Here is an 18,332-nt window from a genome sequence, read left to right as displayed (position 1 = left end):
GGAACTGACAGCCCCGATGCGGGAGTGCCAGCGGCTTCCCGGCTCGGAAGATGTGGAGGAATCATGACTCAGAACGCCCTCGGCGTGGAATTCTCGCAGCGCCTCTCGGAGACCCCGAGAAGCGCTGAGGAGCGTGCTGCCATCCTGGCGAACCCGGGGTTCGGCAACCACTTCACGGACCACACCGCGGTCGTCGACTACACCGTCGACGCGGAGGGCAAGGGCGGCTGGCACGATGCACGGATCGAGCCGTACGGCCCCATCGCCATGGACCCGGCAGCCGCCGTACTGCACTACGGGCAGGAGATCTTCGAGGGCCTCAAGGCCTACCGCCACGCGGACGGCTCCGTCTGGTCGTTCCGCCCCGAGGCGAACGCCGCGCGCTTCAACCGCTCCGCCCGCCGCCTGGCCCTCCCCGAGCTCCCGGCAGAGCTCTTCATCGAGTCGCTCCGCCAGCTCGTCTCGGTGGACAGGGAGTGGGTGCCGAACGGCGAGGGCGAGTCCCTCTACCTGCGCCCGTTCATGATCGCGACCGAGGCGTTCCTCGGCGTGCGCCCCGCCCGCGAGGTCTCCTACCGGGTCATCGCGTCCCCGGCCGGGAACTACTTCGGCGGCGAGCTCAAGCCCGTGTCGATCTGGCTGTCCGAGAAGTACGCGCGCGCCGGCCACGGCGGCACCGGCGAGGCCAAGTGCGGCGGCAACTACGCGGCGTCGCTCGCGGCCCAGCTCGAGGCAGAGGCCAACGGCTGCAAGCAGGTCCTCTTCCTCGACCCGACGAACGACTTCGCGGTCGAGGAGCTCGGCGGCATGAACGTCTTCTTCGTGTTCAAGGACGGCACGCTCGTCACGCCGGCGCTCAACGGCAACATCCTCCACGGCGTGACGCGGGACTCCATCCTCCAGCTCGCCGTCGACCGCGGCCTCGCGGTCCAGGAGCGGAAGATCACCATCGACGAGTGGCGCGAGGCCGCCCAGGCCGGGACGATCAGCGAGGTGTTCGCGTGCGGCACCGCCGCCGTCATCACCCCGATCGGCGAGCTCAAGACCGCGGGCGGCTCGCTCGTGACCCCTCCGCTCGAGGGCGAGTCCGTCGCCATGAGCATCCGCGAGCAGCTCCTCGGGATCCAGACCGGCGAGGTCGAGGACCTGCACGGCTGGCTCACGCAGCTCGCCTGAGCCCTTTCCGCACAGCGCACGACGGCGCGTCCCCGCTACCGGGGGCGCGCCGTCGTCGTGCATTGGCTGGCATGCGTTGACAGAGTCTGTTGTGCACGTGTCGTTTCATGAATGGTAGCGTGACAAGGGTCACGCGCATCCGCACTGGATGCCCCACGGGCGGCGAGGGCGCCGCCAGGAAGGCAGCACAGCACATGCACACGAACACCCTGACCCACCCCGTCGCCCGCCGGCTCTCGGCGGCGGTCCTCGCCGGCCTGCTCACGGTCGGCGGGCTCGGAGCCGCCAGCACGGCCGCCCACGCCGTCGGAGAGGGCCCCAACCCGGGGAACGGGTCGGTCCAGACCTCCATCCTGCACACGTACGAGGAGCTCGTCGCGGAGCTGCAGAAGCAGGACGCCGCGCAGGAGAGCCTCGAGCTCGAGGTCATCGGCCAGTCCGTCAAGGGCCGGGACCTCTACCTCGCGAAGTACGTCACGGACCCCTCGAAGCCGACCATTCTGTACCTCACCCAGCAGCACGGCAACGAGCAGCTCACGACCGAGGGCGCCCTGGCCTTCATCAAGTCCCTCGGCAACGCGAGCACGAAGGGCATCCTCGACGGCGCGAACATCCTCGTCGTGCCGATGCTCAACCCCGACGGGGCCATGGGCGACGTCGACTTCAGCCTCGAGGACTACGTCGCCGACGGCGACCGGCACCTCACGCGCTACAACGCCAACAACGTGGACCTCAATCGGGACCACGTGGCCAAGGAGCAGCCCGAGACCCAGGCCCTGCACGAGAACGTCCTCGCGAAGTACGGCGTCGACTACATGGTCGACCTCCACCACCAGGGCACCCAGAGCGAGGTCAACGGCGAGTACGTCTCCGGTTCGATCCTCTACCCGACCTCGCCGAGCGTCGATCCTGCCGTGGTCGAGGGCTCGAAGCGCCTCGGCTCCGTCGTCTACGGCGCGATCCAGCCGACAGGGTGGGGCAGCCTCGGCAAGTACGTCGGCGGGACCGCGAACACGATCGGCCGCAACGGCATCGCCGACCAGTACGGCATCTCGACCCTCCTGTTCGAGATGCGCGGCATGTCGGACCACTACATCGACTCCTACGCGCTCGGCCAGAAGAGCAACGGCTACCTCATCCAGCAGACCGTCCTGACCCTCACCGCGACGGCGCGCGCGGTCGCGGACGGTTCCGTCGAGACGGCGGACGTGTCCTTCTGGGACACCCTGCCCGAGCAGACCACGCGTCCGGGGGCGGCGGGGGAGGACGACGGCGAGTAGCCGCCCCACCCGACACGCGACGGCGCGTCCCCGCTCGCGCGGGGCACGCGCCGTCGTCGACCCGGCATCGCCTGGGGAGGCCCAGCGATAGGGTAGGGGGCATGCGCATTGCCCGTTGTGTCCTGGACTCCGAACCCTTCTACGGCGTCGTGCAGGGGGAGCCCGGCCAGGAGCGGGTCGCCGTCATCAAGGGCGACCCCTTCTTCGCCGGCGTCGAGCCCACCGGCGTCACCCACCCGCTCGAGGACGTCCGGCTCCTCGCTCCGATCATCCCCCGCAGCAAGGTCGTGGGGATCGGCCGCAACTACGCCGAGCACGCGAAGGAGCTCGGCAACGAGGTCCCCGCCGAGCCGGCCATGTTCCTCGTGGCCAACACCGCGGTCGCCGGGCCGGGCGACCCCGTGGTCCTGCCCGAGTGGAGCGAGGAGGTCTCCTACGAGGGCGAGCTGTGCGTCGTGATCGGCCGGATCTGCAAGGACGTGCCCGCCGAGAAGGCGGACGACGTGATCTTCGGCTACACGGTCGGCAACGACTTCACGGCGCGCGACAAGCAGCGCGCGGACGTCCAGTGGGCCCGCGCGAAGTCCTTCGACACCTCGGCCCCGCTCGGCCCGTGGATCGAGACCGACCTCGACACGGAGGACCTGCGCCTCGTGACCCGGCTCAACGGCGAGGTCAAGCAGGACGGCACGACGGCGGACATGATCTTCGGCGTCCGCGAGCTCGTCGCCGCCGTCTCGTCCGCCTTCACGCTCCTGCCGGGCGACGTCATCATGACCGGCACCCCCGCCGGGGTCGGCCTCGTCTCCGAGGGGGACCGGGTCGAGGTCGAGATCGAGGGCATCGGCACGCTCTCGAACCCTGTCGTCCGCCGGTAGCCCTGGGGCTCCCCAGGGCGTCGGGCCGGCGCGGACGACGGCGGGTGCCCGGCCCGCGCGGCCCGGCCACCCGCCGTCGTGCGCGCCCTAGAATGGTGCCACTATGACTTCCTCCGCCGAGTTCAACGCTGCCCCCGCCGCTGCATCCTCCGAGATCCCCTCCGTCACGCCCGACACCCCCGTGCGCGTGCGCTTCTGCCCGTCCCCGACGGGCACGCCGCACGTGGGCATGATCCGGACGGCCCTCTTCAACTGGGCCTACGCTCGCCACACGGGCGGGACGTTCGTGTTCCGCATCGAGGACACGGACGCCCAGCGCGACACCGAGGAGAGCTACGAGCAGATCGTCGAGGCGCTGCGCTGGCTCGGCCTGACGTGGGACGAGGGCATCGACGTCGGCGGCCCGCACGAGCCGTACCGCCAGTCGCGCCGCCTCGAGCTCTACGCGGACGTCGCGGCCAAGCTCAAGGACGCGGGCTACCTCTACGAGTCCTACTCGACGCCTGAGGAGATCGAGGCCCGCCACAGGGCCGCCGGCCGCGACCCGAAGCTCGGCTACGACAACTCCGACCGCGACCTCACGGCGGAGCAGGTCGCGGCCTTCCGCGCCGAGGGCCGCGAGCCCGTCCTGCGCTTCCGCATGCCGGAGGAGGACGTGGTCTTCGACGACCTCATCCGCGGCGAGATCCGCTTCCGGGCCGGCACCGTGCCGGACTTCGTCGTCGTCCGCGCGGACGGCTCGCCGCTCTACACGCTCGTGAACCCCGTCGACGACGCGCTCATGGGCATCACCCACGTGCTCCGCGGCGAGGACCTCCTGTCCTCGACCCCGCGCCAGGTCGCGCTCTACCACGCGCTGCACGCCGTCGGCGTCGCGAGCTACATGCCGCTCTTCGGCCACCTCCCGTACGTCATGGGCGAGGGGAACAAGAAGCTCTCGAAGCGGGACCCGCAGTCGAACCTGTTCCACCACCGCGACCGCGGCTTCATCCCCGAGGGCCTCCTGAACTACCTCGCCCTGCTCGGCTGGTCGCTCTCGGCGGACGAGGACATCTTCACGGTCGACCAGCTCACCGCGCACTTCGACATCGCCTCCGTCCTGCCCAACCCGGCGCGGTTCGACCAGAAGAAGGCCGAGGCCATCAACGGCACGCATGTGCGCATGCTCGGCGCCGACGACTTCCGCAACCGCCTCGTGCCGTACCTTCGGGCGGCCGGCCTCGTTGGGGAGGCCCTCACGCCGCGCGAGGAGGAGATCCTCGCCGAGGCCGCGCCGCTCATCCAGGAGCGCATCACGCTCCTGGGCGAGGCGCCCGAGATGCTCGGCTTCCTCTTCGCCGACGACGACGCGATCGTGATCGCGGACGACGCGCGCAAGGGCCTGCCCGAGAACCTCGCCGAGGTGCTCGACGCCGCCCTGGCCGCGCTCGAGCCGCTCGAGGACTGGACCGCCGAGTCGATCCAGACCGCGCTCAAGGCCGCGCTGGTGGACGGGCTCGGGATCAAGCCGCGGCTCGCCTTCGGCCCCGTGCGCGTGGCCGTCTCCGGCCGACGCGTCTCGCCGCCGCTCTTCGAGTCCATGGTCATCCTCGGCAAGGAGTCCTCGCTCGCGCGCCTCAAGGCCTTCCGTGGCTGAGGACGCCCTGCGCGTCGAGGACGCCGTGGGCGCGGTGGTCGTTCCCCGCGTGCGCGGCGTGCTCCTCGACATCGACGAGACCCTCGTGGACCTCGAGGGCGCCATGGACCGCGCCCTGCGCGAGGTCTCGAGGCCGCTCCTGCCGCACCTGGGCGAGGACGAGTGGGTGACGTTCTGCCGCATCTTCACGCGCGGCTCGGACGACATCTACGCGCGGTACATCGACGGCGAGATCACCTTCGCCCAGCAGCGCGTCCTCCGCGCCGAGCGCTGCCTCGCCCACTTCGGGGCGGCGTTCGGTTCGGGCGAGGACGCGCTCGCGTGGCTCAGCGCCTACGAGACCGCCCAGCCGGCGTACGTCCAGGCGTTCGACGACGTCGCGCCGCTCCTCGACGCCCTCGACGCGGCCGGCGTCGCCTACGGCGCCGTGAGCAACAACGTGCACGACTACCAGCGCGCCAAGCTCGACCACGCGGGCCTGTCCCGCATCGCGGTGCTCGTGGGAATCGATGCCGTCGGGGTGGCCAAGCCGGACCCGGCCATCTTCCGCGAGGGCCTGCGGCGCCTCGGCACGGACGCCGAGGAGACCGTCTACGTCGGGGACAATCCCGACCACGACGTCATCGGCGCGGCCGGGGCCGGCATCCGCGGCATCTGGCTCAACCGGCGGGCCGCCGTCCTGCCGGCCGAGACGGCTTCGTCCGTCCCAGAGCAGGTCAGCAGCCTCGCAGAGCTGCCCCGTCTCATCGGCCTCGGCTGACGGCTCGACTGGGTCTTGCCTGCGTCGCGAGGAGCGAGCGGGGCGATTTGGCGGGGCGGGGACCATCGGGTACAGTAATTACTCGTGCTGAGGGGCACGGAAGGACTGCGAACGGGATTCCTGAGGGACCTGGACGCGGTGCAGAAGGCCTCGAATGCAGTGGGATATGGTGTAATTGGCAACACGACTGATTCTGGTTCAGTTATTCTAGGTTCGAGTCCTGGTATCCCAGCTCCTGATGCTTCGCTCCTGTGGGGCTGAAGGTGTGCCCGGATGGCGTCCGGGCGAACGGTAAAGTACCACGGCCCCATCGTATAGCGGCCTAGTACGCCGCCCTCTCACGGCGGTAACGCGGGTTCGAATCCCGCTGGGGTCACGGTTGGACGCTCCACACGGGGCGCCGCCACAGGATGGCCCGCTCTCGGGCGGGACCATCAAGGGAAGTCCTGCTGCGGCAGGACGTGCGAGGCCCCATCGTATAGCGGCCTAGTACGCCGCCCTCTCACGGCGGTAACGCGGGTTCGAATCCCGCTGGGGTCACCTCGGGAAGGGCCCGGTCTTCGGACCGGGCCCTTCTGCTGTGTCTGGGGCCATGCGGCATGATGAGAGTGTGGACTCTCACACGAGCCCCTCCGGTGCAGGCCAGACGCCCGGGGACGGGACGCTCGCGCGGCTCGAGGCGCTGCGCGAGGCGCTCGGCGCGCTCCGGCTGCCGCTCGCGGCGCCCGGCACGGACGACGCGCGCCGGGACGCGGCGTCGTCCATCGCCCAGCTCGACGACTACGTGCTCCCGCGCTACAGAAGCTTGGATGCCCCGCTCCTCGCCGTCGTCGGCGGATCCACCGGTGCGGGCAAGTCGACCCTCGTCAACGCGCTCGTGGGGCACCCGGTCACCCGGGCGGGCGCCGTGCGCCCGACGACGCGCCAGCCGCTCCTCGTCCACCATCCCGACGACGCCGCGTGGTTCGAGGGGACCCGGATCCTGCCCGGCCTCGCCCGCCTGCGGGGGGAGCGCGCCGCAGCCCCGCGCCCCGCGGCCCAGGCGGGTCCCGCCCCAGACCCCGGGGCCATGGGCACGCTCGTGCTTCTCGCCGAGGACGCCGTGCCCCGCGGCCTGGCCTTGCTCGACGCCCCCGACATCGACTCCGTCTCTGCGGACAACCGCCGTCTCGCGGGCCAGCTGCTCGCCGCGGCCGACCTCTGGGTCTTCGTCACGACCGCCAACCGCTACGCCGACGCCGTCCCCTGGCGCCTCCTCGCCGACGCCGCCTCCCGGGACATCACCGTCGCGGTCGTCCTGGACCGGGTCCCCGCCGAGGTCGAGGACGAGGTCCGCGAGGATCTCGTGGCGATGCTCGCCCGCGAGGGCCTCGGCGGAGCGCGGCTCGTCGTCGTCCGAGAGGCCCGCCTCGACGCGATGGGCATGCTCCCCGCCGGGGCCGTCGAGCCGCTGCGCGAGTGGCTCACAGGCCTCGCCGACGACGCGTCGGCCCGGGCCGCCGTCGCGCGCCGCACCCTCGACGGCGCCGTGAAGGGGATCGTGGCCCGCGCCCGGGGCGTCGCGGAGGCCGGGGCTGCCCAGCGCGCCCTCGCGGCCCAGCTCGCGGAGGACGTCGAGTCGGCCTACGGCAACGCGCTCGCGCGCATCACGGCCGCGACCCGCGACGGCGCGCTCCTGCGCGGCGAGGTCCTCGCGCGCTGGCAGGACTTCGTGGGCACGGGGGAGTTCCTCCGGGGCGTCGAGGAGGGGATCGGCCGCGTGCGGGACCGGATCGGCGCGTACCTTCGCGGCCAGCCGCCGCCCGCCGTCACGGTCGAGACGGCCATCGAGACGGGCCTGCTCGCCGTCATCGTCGACGAGGCGGGGACCGCCGCTGAGGACGCCGACAGGCGGTGGCGCTCCGAGCCCGCCGGCCGCGCGCTGCTCGGTGCCGACGACCTCTCCGGAGTGTCGCCCGGCTTCGAGGACGAGGCAGCGCGGGAGATCCGGGCCTGGCAGGGGGACCTCATGGAGCTCATCCGGGCCGAGGGCGCCGACCGGCGCACCCGTGCGCGCTGGCTCTCGTTTGGGGTCAACGGCCTCGGGGCCGCCCTCATGGTCGTCGTCTTCTCGATGACTGGCGGGCTGACGCTCGCCGAGGGCGGCATCGCCGCGGGCACCGCCGTCGTGGGCCAGAAGGTCCTCGAAGCCGTGTTCGGCGAGGACGCCGTGCGCCGGCTCGCGCAGACGGCCCGCGAGGACCTCACGGCCCGCTGCGGTCGGCTCCTCGACGCCGAGAGGGACCGGTTCGGCCGCCGCCTCGACGCCGTGGACTCCGCCGAGGCGGTCGAAGCCCTGCACCGCGCCGCCGCCGGCGTGGCCCGCCTCGGGGACCTCGGGGAAACAGCGTGAGCCGGCACCGCGCCGAGCGGGCGGGTTCTCGCCTCGACCGGCGGCTCGAGGCCCTCGACGAGGCCCGGAGGCTCGCCGAGGGCGTCCTGCCCGAGGCCCCCCTCGCCGAGGCCTACGGGGTCCTCGACCGTGCGGCCTCCCGCCGCTCGCTCTCGGCCGAGCACACTGTCGTCGGCTTCTTCGGCGCGACCGGGAGCGGCAAGTCCTCGCTCTTCAACGCCGTCCTCGGGGCCGACGTCGCGCGCGTCGCCGCCCGGCGCCCGACGACGAGCGAGCCGCTCGCCGCCGTGTGGGGGACAGAGGGCAGCGACCCGCTCCTGGACTGGCTCGACGTCCCGCACCGGCACGCGGCGGCGCCCGTCGACGGCCTCGCCGACGCCTCGGCGGGCCTGATCCTGCTCGACCTGCCCGACTTCGACTCGACGGCCCGCGAGCACCGGGAGACGGTCGAACGGCTCGTGGGCATGGTCGACGTCATGGTCTGGGTCCTGGACCCGCAGAAGTACGCCGACGACGCGCTGCACTCCGGGTTCCTGGGGCGGCTCGGCGGCCACGGCGCCGTGACCCTCACGGTCCTGAACCAGGCCGACCGGCTCGCGCCGGGGGAGCGCGGCGCGGTCCTCGAGTCGCTCGGGGCCCTCCTCGCCGCCGAGGGCCTCGGCGACGGGCACGGAGCCCGCCGCGTGATCGCCGCCTCGGCCCTGACGGGCGAGGGCGTCGGCGAGGTGCGAGCGGCGATCCGCCGCGTCGTCGCCTCGAAGCGAGCGGCGTCCGAGCGGCTCGAGGCGGATTCCCGCGCCGCCGCGGCTGCCCTCGCCGAGGCGAGCGGGGAGGGCACCCCCGCCGGCGTCACGCCCGGCGCCCGCCGCCTGCTCGCGGACGAGCTCGCCGCCGCCGCCCGGGTGCCGCTCATCGCCGAGGCGGTGCGGCGCTCCTACCGCAGGGAGGCCGGGCGCCGGACGGGCTGGCCGCTCACGCGCTGGGCCGCGCGGCTGGGCCGCGACCCGCTGCAGCGGCTCGGGCTGCGCCGTGACGATCCCGCGCACGTCGTCCGCACGTCCCTCCCTCCTGCCTCCGCGGCCGAGCGTGCGCGGACGGACGCGGCCGTGCGCCAGTTCGCCGACGCCGCGAGCGAGGGCGCGCCGGGGCCGTGGCGCGCTGCGATCCGGGCAGCGGCCCGCGACGGGCGGGAGCGCCTCCCCGATGAGCTCGACCAGGCCGTCGCGGGCACGGATCTGGGAGCAGCGCGGCGCTCGTGGTGGTGGGTCCCCGCGAACCTGCTCCAATGGCTCGCGCTCCTCGCCGCGATCGTCGGCCTGGGCTGGCTCGGCGTCCTCGCCGTCCTCGGCTACCTCCAGCTGCCGGTCCCCGAGGTCCCGCGCGTCGAGGGCTGGCCGATGCCGACGCTCCTGCTCGCCGGGGGAGTCCTCTCCGGGGTCCTCCTTGCCCTCGTGCTGGCTCCGGTGGGGGCGCTGGGCGCACGATGGCGCGCGGCCCGCGCCCGCCGCCGGCTCGCCGAGGCTGTGGGCGCGGTCGCGGAGCGCGAGGTCGTCGAGCCGGTCCGCGGCGAGATCGCCCGGCATGGCGCGTTCGCCGCGGCGCTCGCGCGGGCACGGGACTGAGCCCGGGCGAGCCGCTCAGGCGAAGGCGGCCTGGACCTTGAGGATCGTGCGCAGGTTGCGCGTCGTCGTCGTGGCCTTGAACTTCGGCTTGGCCGTGGCCTTGGACAGGGGGGACTCGAGCGTCGACCCGCGCGGGGCGAGCCACGCCGTCGCCCCCGGGGCGAGGCGCTTCTGCCCGTCCGCGCCGCCGGCCGCCGCGGCGAGCTCGTCGAGGGCCGCCGGGTCGGAGGCGAGCGTGATGTAGGTGTGCGTGGAGGCGTCGTCGGGCGGGTAGGGGCAGGCCTCGACGATCGCGTCCACCTCGGCCCGGGCCAGCACCACGACCCAGGCCTCGTAGCCGAAGGCCGCCCGCAGCGCCTTCTCGACGGCGTCCTTGAGGGCGGCCGCGTCGAGGTCGGTGGACAGGACGATGTTGCCGCTGGCCAGGAGCGTCTTCACGTCCGTGACCTCGAGGCGGCCGAGGACGTCGCGCACCTCGGCCATCTTGAGGGTGATCCCGCCGACGTTCACGCCGCGCAGGAAGACCGCGTACTCAGTCATTGCCCTTGCGCAGGGCCTCGGTGAGCAGCCGTCCGGCGTTGCAGACGACCTCCGCATGCTGACGGCCCGGCTGGCGCGTCAAGCGCTCGATGGGGCCCGAGATCGACACGGCGGCGATGACGCGCCCCGAGGGGCCGCGGACCGGGGCCGAGACGGAGGCGACCCCGGGTTCGCGCTCCCCGAGGCTCTGCGCCCAGCCGCGGCGGCGGACGCCGGCCAGGACGGTGGGCGTGAAGCGGGCCTGGTTCAGGCCCTCGAGCAGGCGGTCGTGGTCCTCCCACGCGACGAGGACCTGGGCGGCGGAGCCGGCCTTCATGCTCAGCTGGGTGCCGACGGGGATCGTGTCGCGGAGGCCGACGGGCCGCTCGGCGGAGGCGACGCACACGCGCCAGTCGCCCTGGCGCCGGAAGATCTGCGCGCTCTCGCCGGTCGCGTCTCGCAGCTGGACGAGGATCGGTCCGGCGGCGGCGATGAGGCGGTCCTCGCCGGCGGCCGAGGCGAGCTCGACGAGCCGCGAGCCGAGCACGAAGCGGCCCTGGATGTCGCGGCTCACGAGGCGGTGGTGCACGAGGGCGAGCGCGAGGCGGTGGACGGTGGGCCGGGCGAGGCCCGTCGCCGAGACGAGCTGCGCGAGGGTCGTCGGGCCGGCCTCGAGGGCGTCGAGCACGAGGGCGGCCTTGTCGATCACGCCGACGCCGCTAGAATTGTCCATAGATTGATATTGCCGTCTCAATATCTGAGATGCAAGTCCGCCGGGTGGCCAGCGCGAGAGCGTCACTGGTCCACTGGAATCCGAGGCGGCCGGACCGGCCGCCGCCAATGCGAAGGGAGCTGGGCCGTGGGACGCACACTGGCCGAGAAGGTCTGGGACGCGCACGTCGTGCGCAAGGGCGACAACGGGCAGCCCGACCTCCTCTACATCGACCTGCACCTCGTGCACGAGGTGACCTCCCCGCAGGCGTTCGAGGGCCTCCGCCTCGCCGGCCGCCAGCTCCGCCGCCCGGACCTCACGATCGCGACCGAGGACCACAACACCCCGACGCTCGACATCGACAAGCCGATCGCCGACCCGACGAGCCGGACCCAGATCGAGACCCTGCGCGCGAACTGCAAGGAGTTCGGCGTCCGCCTGCACCCGCTGGGCGACAAGGAGCAGGGCATCGTCCACGTGGTCGGCCCGCAGCTCGGCCTCACCCAGCCGGGCCTCACGATCGTCTGCGGCGACTCGCACACGTCGACCCATGGGGCGTTCGGCGCCCTCGCCATGGGCATCGGCACGTCCGAGGTCGAGCATGTCATGGCCACGCAGACCCTCCCGCTCAAGCCGTTCAAGACCATGGCCATCACGGTCGAGGGCACGCTCAAGCCCGGGGTGAGCTCAAAGGACATCATCCTCGCCGTCATCGCCAAGATCGGCACCGGCGGCGGCCAGGGCTACGTGCTCGAGTACCGCGGCTCGGCGATCCGCGCGCTCTCCATGGAAGCGCGCATGACGATCTGCAACATGTCGATCGAGGCCGGCGCCCGCGCGGGCATGGTCGCCCCCGACCAGACGACCTACGACTTCATGAAGGGCCGCCCGCACGCCCCGCAGGGCGCGGACTGGGACGCCGCGGTCGCGTACTGGGACACGCTGCACACCGACGAGGACGCCGTGTTCGACGCGGAGGTCTTCCTCGACGCCGACGAGCTCGAGCCCTTCGTCACGTGGGGCACCAACCCCGGCCAGGGCGTCTCGCTCTCCCAGGCCGTCCCGGACCCGGACTCCTTCGCGGACGAGAATGCCAAGGCCGCCGCCCGCCGCGCCCTCGAGTACATGGACCTCGCCGCCGGCACGCCCATGAAGGACATCCGGGTCGACACGGTCTTCCTCGGCTCGTGCACGAACTCGCGCCTCGAAGACCTCCGGGCCGCCGCCGACGTCCTGCGCGGCCGCACCAAGGCCGAGAACGTCCGCATGCTCGTCGTCCCCGGCTCCGCGCGCGTGCGCCTCGAGGCCGAGGCCGAGGGCCTCGACAAGGTCTTCACCGAGTTCGGCGCCGAGTGGCGCTTCGCGGGCTGCTCGATGTGCCTCGGCATGAACCCAGACCAGCTGGCCCCGGGCGAGCGCTGCGCGTCGACCTCGAACCGCAACTTCGAGGGCCGCCAGGGCAAGGGCGGGCGCACGCACCTCGTCTCGCCCGTCGTCGCCGCGGCGACGGCCGTGCGCGGGACCCTCTCCTCGCCGTCGGACCTCGACCCGCTGCCCACCTCCTCCGACGCCGCCAGCACGGCCGCCGCCTAGAAAGGCCCCGAACGAACCATGGAGAAGTTCACGACCCACACCGGCATCGGCGTCCCGCTGCGGCAGAGCAACGTCGACACCGACCAGATCATCCCGGCGGTCTTCCTCAAGCGCATCACGCGCACGGGCTTCGAGGACGCGCTCTTCGCGAGCTGGCGCAAGGACGAGGCGTTCATCCTCAACCGCGAGCCGTTCAGCCGCGGCTCGGTGCTCGTGGCCGGGCCGGACTTCGGCACCGGCTCCTCGCGCGAGCACGCCGTGTGGGCCCTCAAGGACTACGGCTTCAGGGTCGTGCTGTCCTCGCGCTTCGCGGACATCTTCCGCGGCAACTCGGGCAAGCAGGGGCTCCTGGCGGCCGTTGTGGCCCAGGACGACATCGAGCTCATCTGGAAGGAGCTCGAGAACCACCCCGGCACGCAGATCACGGTGGACCTCGAGTCCAAGACCGTCACGTGCGGGAACCTCGTCGCACCCTTCGAGATCGACGACTACACGCGCTGGCGCCTCCTCGAGGGCCTCGACGACATCGGCCTGACCCTCCAGCACGAGGAGGACATCGCCGCCTATGAGGCGACAAGGCCCTCTTTCAAGCCGACCACCCTACCCGCACGCAGCTGATCCGCCGCCACGGGCGGAGCAGCACTCCCGGCTCGCGTCCGGCGTTTTCCCGACGCCGGACGCGAGCTTCTATGCTTAGCTGGGTCCGCCGCAGGGGACGCTCCAGGCCCGGCGCCCGGGCAGCGAGCAGTCAGTGAGGAAAAGGTGCAGATGAGCAGTGTCCTGACCATCCGAGGGGGCATCCCCCTCTCGGGGAGGGTGGCCGTGCGCGGCGCCAAGAACCTCGTCCCCAAGGCCATGGTCGCGGCGCTGCTCGGCAACGGCCCCTCTGTGCTGCGCAACGTCCCCGAGATCAAGGACGTCGCAGTCGTCACGAGCCTCCTGCAGCTGCACGGCATCGCCGTCGACCGCGACCCGGCCACCGGCGACCTCACGCTCGACCCGAAGGCCGCCACCGCAGCCCCCTCGGCCGCGATCGACGCCCACGCGGGCGACTCGCGGATCCCGATCCTCCTGTGCGGCCCGCTCATCCACGCGATCGGCGAGGCCTTCATCCCGGACCTCGGCGGCTGCCGGATCGGCGACCGCCCCATCAACTACCACCTGAACGTCCTGCGCGAGTTCGGCGCCGTCGTCGACAAGCGCCCGGGCGGGATCAGCATCTCCGCCCCGCGCGGCCTCCGGGGTGCGAAGATCGCCCTGCCGTACCCGAGCGTCGGCGCGACTGAGCAGGTCCTCCTGAGCGCTACGCGCGCCGAGGGCATCACCGAGCTCACGGGCGCCGCCACCGAGCCCGAGGTCATCGACCTCATCGCCGTCCTGCAGAAGATGGGCGCGCTCATCAGCGTCCAGACGGACCGCACGATCCGCATCGAGGGCGTCCCCGAGCTCGGCGGCTACAGCCACCGTGCCCTGCCGGACCGGAACGAGGCGGCCTCGTGGGCCTCCGCTGCAGTCGCGACCCGCGGGGACATCTTCGTCGAGGGGGCGTGCCAGCGGGACATGATGACCTTCCTCAACGTGTTCCGGAAGCTCGGCGGCGGCCTGGCGATCGAGGACGACGGCATCCGCTTCTTCCACCCCGGCGGCAAGCTCTCCCCGCTCGTGCTCGAGACCGACGTCCACCCGGGCTTCATGACGGACTGGCAGCAGCCGCTCGTCGTCGCCCTGACCCAGGCCGACGGGGTCTCGATCGTCCACGAGACCGTCTACGAGAACCGCTTCGGCTTCACCGAGGCGCTGCGCCGCATGGGCGCCACGATCCAAGTCCACCGCGAGTGCCTCGGCAGCGTCCCCTGCCGGTTCGGCCAGCGGAACTTCCACCACTCCGCGGTCATCTCGGGCCCCACCGAGCTGCGCGGCGCGGACTTCGACATCCCCGACCTCCGCGGCGGCTTCAGCCACCTCATCGCGGCCCTCGCGGCCCAGGGCGTCTCCCGTGCGACCGGCGTGGACATCATCAAGCGCGGCTACGAGCGCTTCACCGACAAGCTCCAGGCGCTCGGCGCCGACTTCGACCTCGAGGAGAACCGTTGAGACGTCGGCACGGCAGCGAGAGCGCCGGGGAGAGGTTCGCGTTCGCCATCGCGGCGACGATCGTGCGCCCGCTCATGAACCTCCTCATGGACAAGGAGTGGCGGGGCACCGAGAAGCTCGCAGCCCTGGGCAGCCGGCCGGGCGAGTCAAGCTCGGCTTCAGGCAGCGGCGGCTTCATCGCCTGCCCCAACCACTGCACTGAGATCGACCCGCTCACCATCGGCCACATGCTCTACAACAACGGCCGCTTCCCGCACTTCCTGGCCAAGGCCGGGCTCTTCAGGCCGCCGGTCCTCGGCCAGATCATGCGCGGGACCAAGCAGATCCCCGTCGACCGCGGGGGCGCCGGCGCGGGCTCGTCCCTCGAGGTGGCCCGCGAGGTCATCGACGAGGGCGGCGCGATCATCGTCTACCCCGAGGGCACCCTGACCCGCGACCCCGGGCTGTGGCCTATGAAGGGCCACACGGGCGCCGCGCGCCTGGCGCTCAAGACGGGCGCGCCGGTCGTGCCGATCGCCCACTGGGGGGACCACGAACTGTTCCCGCGCTATGCCAAGCGGCTGCACGTGTTCCCGCGGAAGAAGGCCGTTGTGCTCATCGGCGACCCGGTCGACCTCGACGACCTGCGGGGCCGGCCCATGGACAAGACGACGCTCCTCGAGGCCACCGAGCGGATCATGGACGCGATCACCGGCCTCCTCGCGCAGCTGCGCGGCGAGGAGCCGCCGGCCGAACGCTGGGACCCCACCGCGAACGCCCAGAGCCTGCACGGCCGCGACGTCGCACGCGGCTCGCGGGCTCCCCAGGCGGACGACGGCGGGACGGCCGCGTGAGCGCTGCGAACCCGGCGCTGGGGGAGGCACCCGCGGGGACGCGCGAGCCCCTGCGGCGGATCGCCGTCATGGGCGCAGGCAGCTGGGGGACGACCTTCGCGAAGGTTCTCGGCGAGGCGGCCGAGAGCCACGGCACCGAGCGCAGCATTCGCATCTGGGGCCGGCGCGAGGAGGTCGTAGCGGACATCAACGCCCACCGCAACTCGCGCTACCTCGATGCCATCCCGCTGCCGGCCTGCATCACGGCGTCGACCGACCCGGCCGAGGCCCTCGAGGGCGCCGAGGCGGTCGTCCTCGCCGTGCCCGCGCAGTCCCTGCGCGGCCAGCTCACGGCCTGGGCCGCCCACATCCCCGCGGACGCCGTCGTCGTCTCGCTCATGAAGGGCCTCGAGCTCGGCTCGGACGCGCGCATGAGCGAGGTCATCGAGGAGGTCGCGGGCGTGCCGCGCGAGCGCATCGCGGTCGTCTCCGGGCCGAACCTCGCCCTCGAGATCGCACGCTGCGAGCCCACGGCGTCCGTCGTCGCGTGCAGCGACGAGCCCACCGCCCACTGGCTCGCCGAGGCCTGCACGGCCCCGTACTTCCGCCCCTACACGAGCACCGACGTCGTCGGCGTCGAGATCGGCGGGATCGTCAAGAACGTCATCGCCCTCGCCGTCGGCATCTGCGAGGGCAAGGGCATGGGGGACAACACGAAGGCCTCCGTGATCACCCGCGGGCTCGCCGAGACCACCCGCCTGGCCGTCGCCCTCGGCGGCGACCCGCAGACCATGGCCGGGCTCGCGGGCCTCGGCGACCTCGTGGCGACCTGCTCGTCGAAGCTCTCGCGCAACCACACCGCCGGCGCGCTCCTGGGCCAGGGCCTGAGCGTCGAAGAGGTCGGCGTGCGCATGACCCAGGTCGCGGAGGGCATGAAGTCCGCCCCCGCGGTCAACGAGCTCGCCCAGCGGCTCGGCGTCGACATGCCCATCACGGCCGCCGTCGTGGCCGTGCTGCGGGGACAGCTCCCCGTGGACCAGCTCGGACAGCTGCTGCTCGCGCGGCAGCTCAAATCAGAAGGCGACTAGCTGTGGATTCCAACGCAACGACCGGCTCCAAGATCCGCGTCGCGCTCCTGTTCGGCGGCCGCTCGAGCGAGCACGCCGTCTCGTGCGTGACGGCGGCAGGCGTCATGGGCGCGATCGACACGGACAAGTACGAGGTCGTGCCCGTCGGCATCACGCGCGAGGGCCAGTGGGTGCTCTCGGACGGCGACTGGCACGAGTGGGCCCTCAACCAGGGGCAGCTGCCCGAGGTCGGCCCGGCGGAGGGCACGGTCCAGCTCGCCGAGGGCTCGGGCCGCACGCGCCTGGTCGTGTCCGAGCCGAACCGGGTCCCGCGCGAGCTCGGCGAGGTCGACGTCGTCTTCCCCCTCCTGCACGGCGCGTTCGGCGAGGACGGCACGATCCAGGGCCTCCTCGAGCTCGCGGACGTCCGCTACGTCGGCGCCGGGGTCCTCGCCTCCGCCGTCGGGATGGACAAGCACTTCATGAAGGTCGCCTTCGCCGCCGCCGGCCTTGCCGTCGGGCCGTACGTCGCGGTGACCGACAAGCAGTGGCGCCGCGACCCGGACGGGGTGCGCGACGCCGTCGGCCGTCTGGGCTACCCCGTGTTCGTCAAGCCGTGCCGCGCGGGCTCGTCGGTGGGCATCTCGAAGGTCGACGGGCCCGAGGGGCTCGACGCCGCGATCGAGGAGGCCCGCAGGCACGACCTGCGGCTCGTCATCGAGGCGGGCATCGTGGGCCGGGAGATCGAGTGCGGCGTGCTCGAGGGCCGCGGCGCCGACGGCCCGAGGACGTCCCTGCCCGGCGAGGTCTCCGTCGCCGGAGGCGGCCACGCGTTCTACGACTTCGAGGCGAAGTACGTCGAGGACAACGCCGCCGCGCTCTCGTGCCCCGCGGACCTGCCCGAGGAGGCGATCGCGCGCGTGCGCGAGCTCTCCGCGGCCGCGTTCGACGCCGTCGCCGCCGAGGGCCTGAGCCGCGTGGACTTCTTCTACACGCCCGAGGGCGAGTTCATCATCAACGAGATCAACACCATGCCCGGCTTCACGCCCATCAGCATGTACCCGCAGATGTGGGCCGCGACCGGCGTGTCCTATCCCGAGCTCATCGACGAGCTCATCCAGCTCGCCCTCGAGCGCCCGACCGGCCTGCGCTGAGGCCGGCTGGGCCTGTCCAGCCTTCGCGTGTCTCAGCCTGCGGCCGGGAGGCCGGCGAGGTCCTCCTGGCCCACGCACTTGCGCACGGCTGCGATCTTCTCGACGGCCCCGGAGAGGCTCGCGAGCACCGTCGCCGAGCTGACCCGCTCCTCGTCGAGCAGGACCTCGGTGGCGGGCTCGCGCCCGTACGTCGTGAGCGTGTAGTAGGGGTCTCCCTCGGTGATGACCCAGTCGACGCCGTTGACGGTCACGCACCGCTCGGTCGTCGGGCCCGGTGCCGGAACGCCGCAGCGGAGCACGACGGCGGACGGGTCGCCCCACGCGGCGGTCGCCTGGCTCGTCGTCTTGCGCAGCGCGGCGTCGCCCAGGGTGTCCGGGAGCGCGATCATGAGCGGAGCGCAGGCCGGGTTGGCAGCGTCCGGCGCGGGCTCGACCGAGACGGGGGCCGTGCAGCCTGTGAGGGACGCGCCGAGCAGACCGAACAGCCCGAGCAGAGCAGCGGCGGTGCCGCGTCCCACGGTGGCGCGGGAGCGGGCGGGGGTTCGGCGCGCGGGCATGCTTCTCCATCCGGGGTCGTGGGGGTCCATCCAGCCTACCGCCCGGGGGGAAGCGCCACGAAGGGACAGCCGCCAGAGGC

16 protein-coding genes and 3 tRNA genes are annotated in these 18,332 nt (G+C 72.7%); 16 read left to right on the top strand and 3 right to left on the bottom strand.

The genetic code is table 11. The features are described 5' to 3' along the window. Nucleotides 1-63: 63 nt before the first annotated feature. The 10 genes from ACUYMY_RS10565 (at nt 64) to ACUYMY_RS10520 (ending at nt 9,744) form a co-directional block, all read left to right on the top strand. Complete coding sequence (locus ACUYMY_RS10565; protein WP_481703513.1) at nt 64-1,176, top strand: branched-chain amino acid aminotransferase; 1,113 nt, start codon at nt 64-66, stop codon at nt 1,174-1,176. A gap of 194 nt (nt 1,177-1,370) precedes the next feature. Further along, complete coding sequence (locus ACUYMY_RS10560) at nt 1,371-2,456, top strand: M14 family zinc carboxypeptidase (protein WP_481703512.1); 1,086 nt, start codon at nt 1,371-1,373, stop codon at nt 2,454-2,456. A 101-nt stretch (nt 2,457-2,557) separates the two neighbouring features. Continuing rightward, nucleotides 2,558-3,334: a fumarylacetoacetate hydrolase family protein gene (locus ACUYMY_RS10555; protein WP_481703511.1), complete on the top strand. Its 777-nt coding sequence runs from the start codon at nt 2,558-2,560 to the stop codon at nt 3,332-3,334. Nucleotides 3,335-3,437: 103 nt separating this feature from the next. After that, complete coding sequence (gene gltX, locus ACUYMY_RS10550) at nt 3,438-4,970, top strand: glutamate--tRNA ligase (protein ID WP_481703510.1); 1,533 nt, start codon at nt 3,438-3,440, stop codon at nt 4,968-4,970. After that, nucleotides 4,963-5,730: an HAD family hydrolase gene (locus ACUYMY_RS10545; protein WP_481703509.1), complete on the top strand. Its 768-nt coding sequence runs from the start codon at nt 4,963-4,965 to the stop codon at nt 5,728-5,730. Before gltX ends, ACUYMY_RS10545 begins: the two co-directional genes overlap by 8 nt. A 160-nt stretch (nt 5,731-5,890) precedes the next feature. Then, nucleotides 5,891-5,962 (top strand) — tRNA-Gln (locus tag ACUYMY_RS10540). Between the two features lie 71 nt (nt 5,963-6,033). Continuing rightward, nucleotides 6,034-6,106: transfer RNA gene (locus ACUYMY_RS10535), tRNA-Glu, on the top strand. 91 nt (nt 6,107-6,197) lie between these two features. Next, nucleotides 6,198-6,270, top strand: a tRNA-Glu gene (locus tag ACUYMY_RS10530). Between the two features lie 52 nt (nt 6,271-6,322). After that, nucleotides 6,323-8,122 (top strand): dynamin family protein, encoded by a 1,800-nt coding sequence (locus ACUYMY_RS10525; protein WP_481703508.1) that lies wholly within the window; start codon nt 6,323-6,325, stop codon nt 8,120-8,122. After that, complete coding sequence (locus tag ACUYMY_RS10520) at nt 8,119-9,744, top strand: GTPase (RefSeq protein ID WP_481703507.1); 1,626 nt, start codon at nt 8,119-8,121, stop codon at nt 9,742-9,744. Before ACUYMY_RS10525 ends, ACUYMY_RS10520 begins: the two co-directional genes overlap by 4 nt. A 15-nt stretch (nt 9,745-9,759) precedes the next feature. Here ACUYMY_RS10520 and ACUYMY_RS10515 read toward each other — a convergent pair whose 3' ends face one another. Together ACUYMY_RS10515 and ACUYMY_RS10510 are read right to left on the bottom strand one after the other, a co-directional pair. Continuing rightward, entirely contained in the window at nt 9,760-10,284 is a 525-nt protein-coding gene (locus tag ACUYMY_RS10515; RefSeq protein ID WP_481703506.1) for a DUF1697 domain-containing protein, read from the bottom strand. Continuing rightward, nucleotides 10,277-10,996: an IclR family transcriptional regulator gene (locus ACUYMY_RS10510; protein WP_481703505.1), complete on the bottom strand. Its 720-nt coding sequence runs from the start codon at nt 10,994-10,996 to the stop codon at nt 10,277-10,279. Before ACUYMY_RS10510 ends, ACUYMY_RS10515 begins: the two co-directional genes overlap by 8 nt. 126 nt (nt 10,997-11,122) lie before the next feature. Here ACUYMY_RS10510 and leuC point away from each other — a divergent pair, with 126 nt between their 5' ends. From leuC to ACUYMY_RS10480, 6 genes are all read left to right on the top strand, one after another. Continuing rightward, entirely contained in the window at nt 11,123-12,568 is a 1,446-nt protein-coding gene (gene leuC / locus ACUYMY_RS10505) for a 3-isopropylmalate dehydratase large subunit (protein ID WP_481703504.1), read from the top strand. 18 nt (nt 12,569-12,586) lie between these two features. After that, nucleotides 12,587-13,186: a 3-isopropylmalate dehydratase small subunit gene (gene leuD, locus ACUYMY_RS10500; protein WP_481703503.1), complete on the top strand. Its 600-nt coding sequence runs from the start codon at nt 12,587-12,589 to the stop codon at nt 13,184-13,186. 150 nt (nt 13,187-13,336) lie between these two features. Continuing rightward, the gene (gene murA, locus ACUYMY_RS10495; protein ID WP_481703502.1) at nt 13,337-14,662 is read left to right on the top strand and encodes a UDP-N-acetylglucosamine 1-carboxyvinyltransferase; all 1,326 of its coding nucleotides are present in this window, start codon (nt 13,337-13,339) and stop codon (nt 14,660-14,662) included. A gap of 74 nt (nt 14,663-14,736) precedes the next feature. Beyond that, nucleotides 14,737-15,495 carry a lysophospholipid acyltransferase family protein gene (locus ACUYMY_RS10490; protein ID WP_481705042.1) on the top strand — a complete coding sequence of 253 codons (759 nt, stop codon included), beginning with the start codon at nt 14,737-14,739 and terminating at the stop codon, nt 15,493-15,495. 17 nt (nt 15,496-15,512) lie between these two features. Continuing rightward, entirely contained in the window at nt 15,513-16,562 is a 1,050-nt protein-coding gene (locus ACUYMY_RS10485; protein WP_481705041.1) for an NAD(P)H-dependent glycerol-3-phosphate dehydrogenase, read from the top strand. 2 nt (nt 16,563-16,564) lie between these two features. Then, a complete protein-coding gene (locus tag ACUYMY_RS10480) occupies nt 16,565-17,695 on the top strand; it encodes a D-alanine--D-alanine ligase family protein (protein WP_481703501.1) in 1,131 nt (376 codons plus the stop codon). Between the two features lie 32 nt (nt 17,696-17,727). Here ACUYMY_RS10480 and ACUYMY_RS10475 read toward each other — a convergent pair whose 3' ends face one another. Continuing rightward, nucleotides 17,728-18,252: a DUF3515 domain-containing protein gene (locus tag ACUYMY_RS10475; RefSeq protein ID WP_481703500.1), complete on the bottom strand. Its 525-nt coding sequence runs from the start codon at nt 18,250-18,252 to the stop codon at nt 17,728-17,730. Between the last annotated feature and the right edge of the window lie 80 nt (nt 18,253-18,332).

It is taken from the genome of Sinomonas sp. T428B (assembly GCF_056780155.1).
Note: the sequence above shows the minus strand (reverse complement) of the source record. Positions and strands in the feature narration are given on the sequence as shown.

Bases quoted from the DNA above. Each gene is read 5' to 3' on its own strand.
- ACUYMY_RS10565 (WP_481703513.1), top strand. From the start codon at position 64: ATGACTCAGAACGCCCTCGGCGTGGAATTCTCGCAGCGCCTCTCGGAG.
- ACUYMY_RS10560 (WP_481703512.1), top strand. From the start codon at position 1,371: ATGCACACGAACACCCTGACCCACCCCGTCGCCCGCCGGCTCTCGGCG.
- ACUYMY_RS10555 (WP_481703511.1), top strand. From the start codon at position 2,558: ATGCGCATTGCCCGTTGTGTCCTGGACTCCGAACCCTTCTACGGCGTC.
- gltX (WP_481703510.1), top strand. From the start codon at position 3,438: ATGACTTCCTCCGCCGAGTTCAACGCTGCCCCCGCCGCTGCATCCTCC.
- ACUYMY_RS10525 (WP_481703508.1), top strand. From the start codon at position 6,323: ATGCGGCATGATGAGAGTGTGGACTCTCACACGAGCCCCTCCGGTGCA.
- ACUYMY_RS10515 (WP_481703506.1), bottom strand. From the start codon at position 10,284: ATGACTGAGTACGCGGTCTTCCTGCGCGGCGTGAACGTCGGCGGGATC.
- ACUYMY_RS10510 (WP_481703505.1), bottom strand. From the start codon at position 10,996: ATGGACAATTCTAGCGGCGTCGGCGTGATCGACAAGGCCGCCCTCGTG.
- leuD (WP_481703503.1), top strand. From the start codon at position 12,587: ATGGAGAAGTTCACGACCCACACCGGCATCGGCGTCCCGCTGCGGCAG.
- murA (WP_481703502.1), top strand. From the start codon at position 13,337: ATGAGCAGTGTCCTGACCATCCGAGGGGGCATCCCCCTCTCGGGGAGG.
- ACUYMY_RS10490 (WP_481705042.1), top strand. From the start codon at position 14,737: ATGAACCTCCTCATGGACAAGGAGTGGCGGGGCACCGAGAAGCTCGCA.
- ACUYMY_RS10475 (WP_481703500.1), bottom strand. From the start codon at position 18,252: ATGCCCGCGCGCCGAACCCCCGCCCGCTCCCGCGCCACCGTGGGACGC.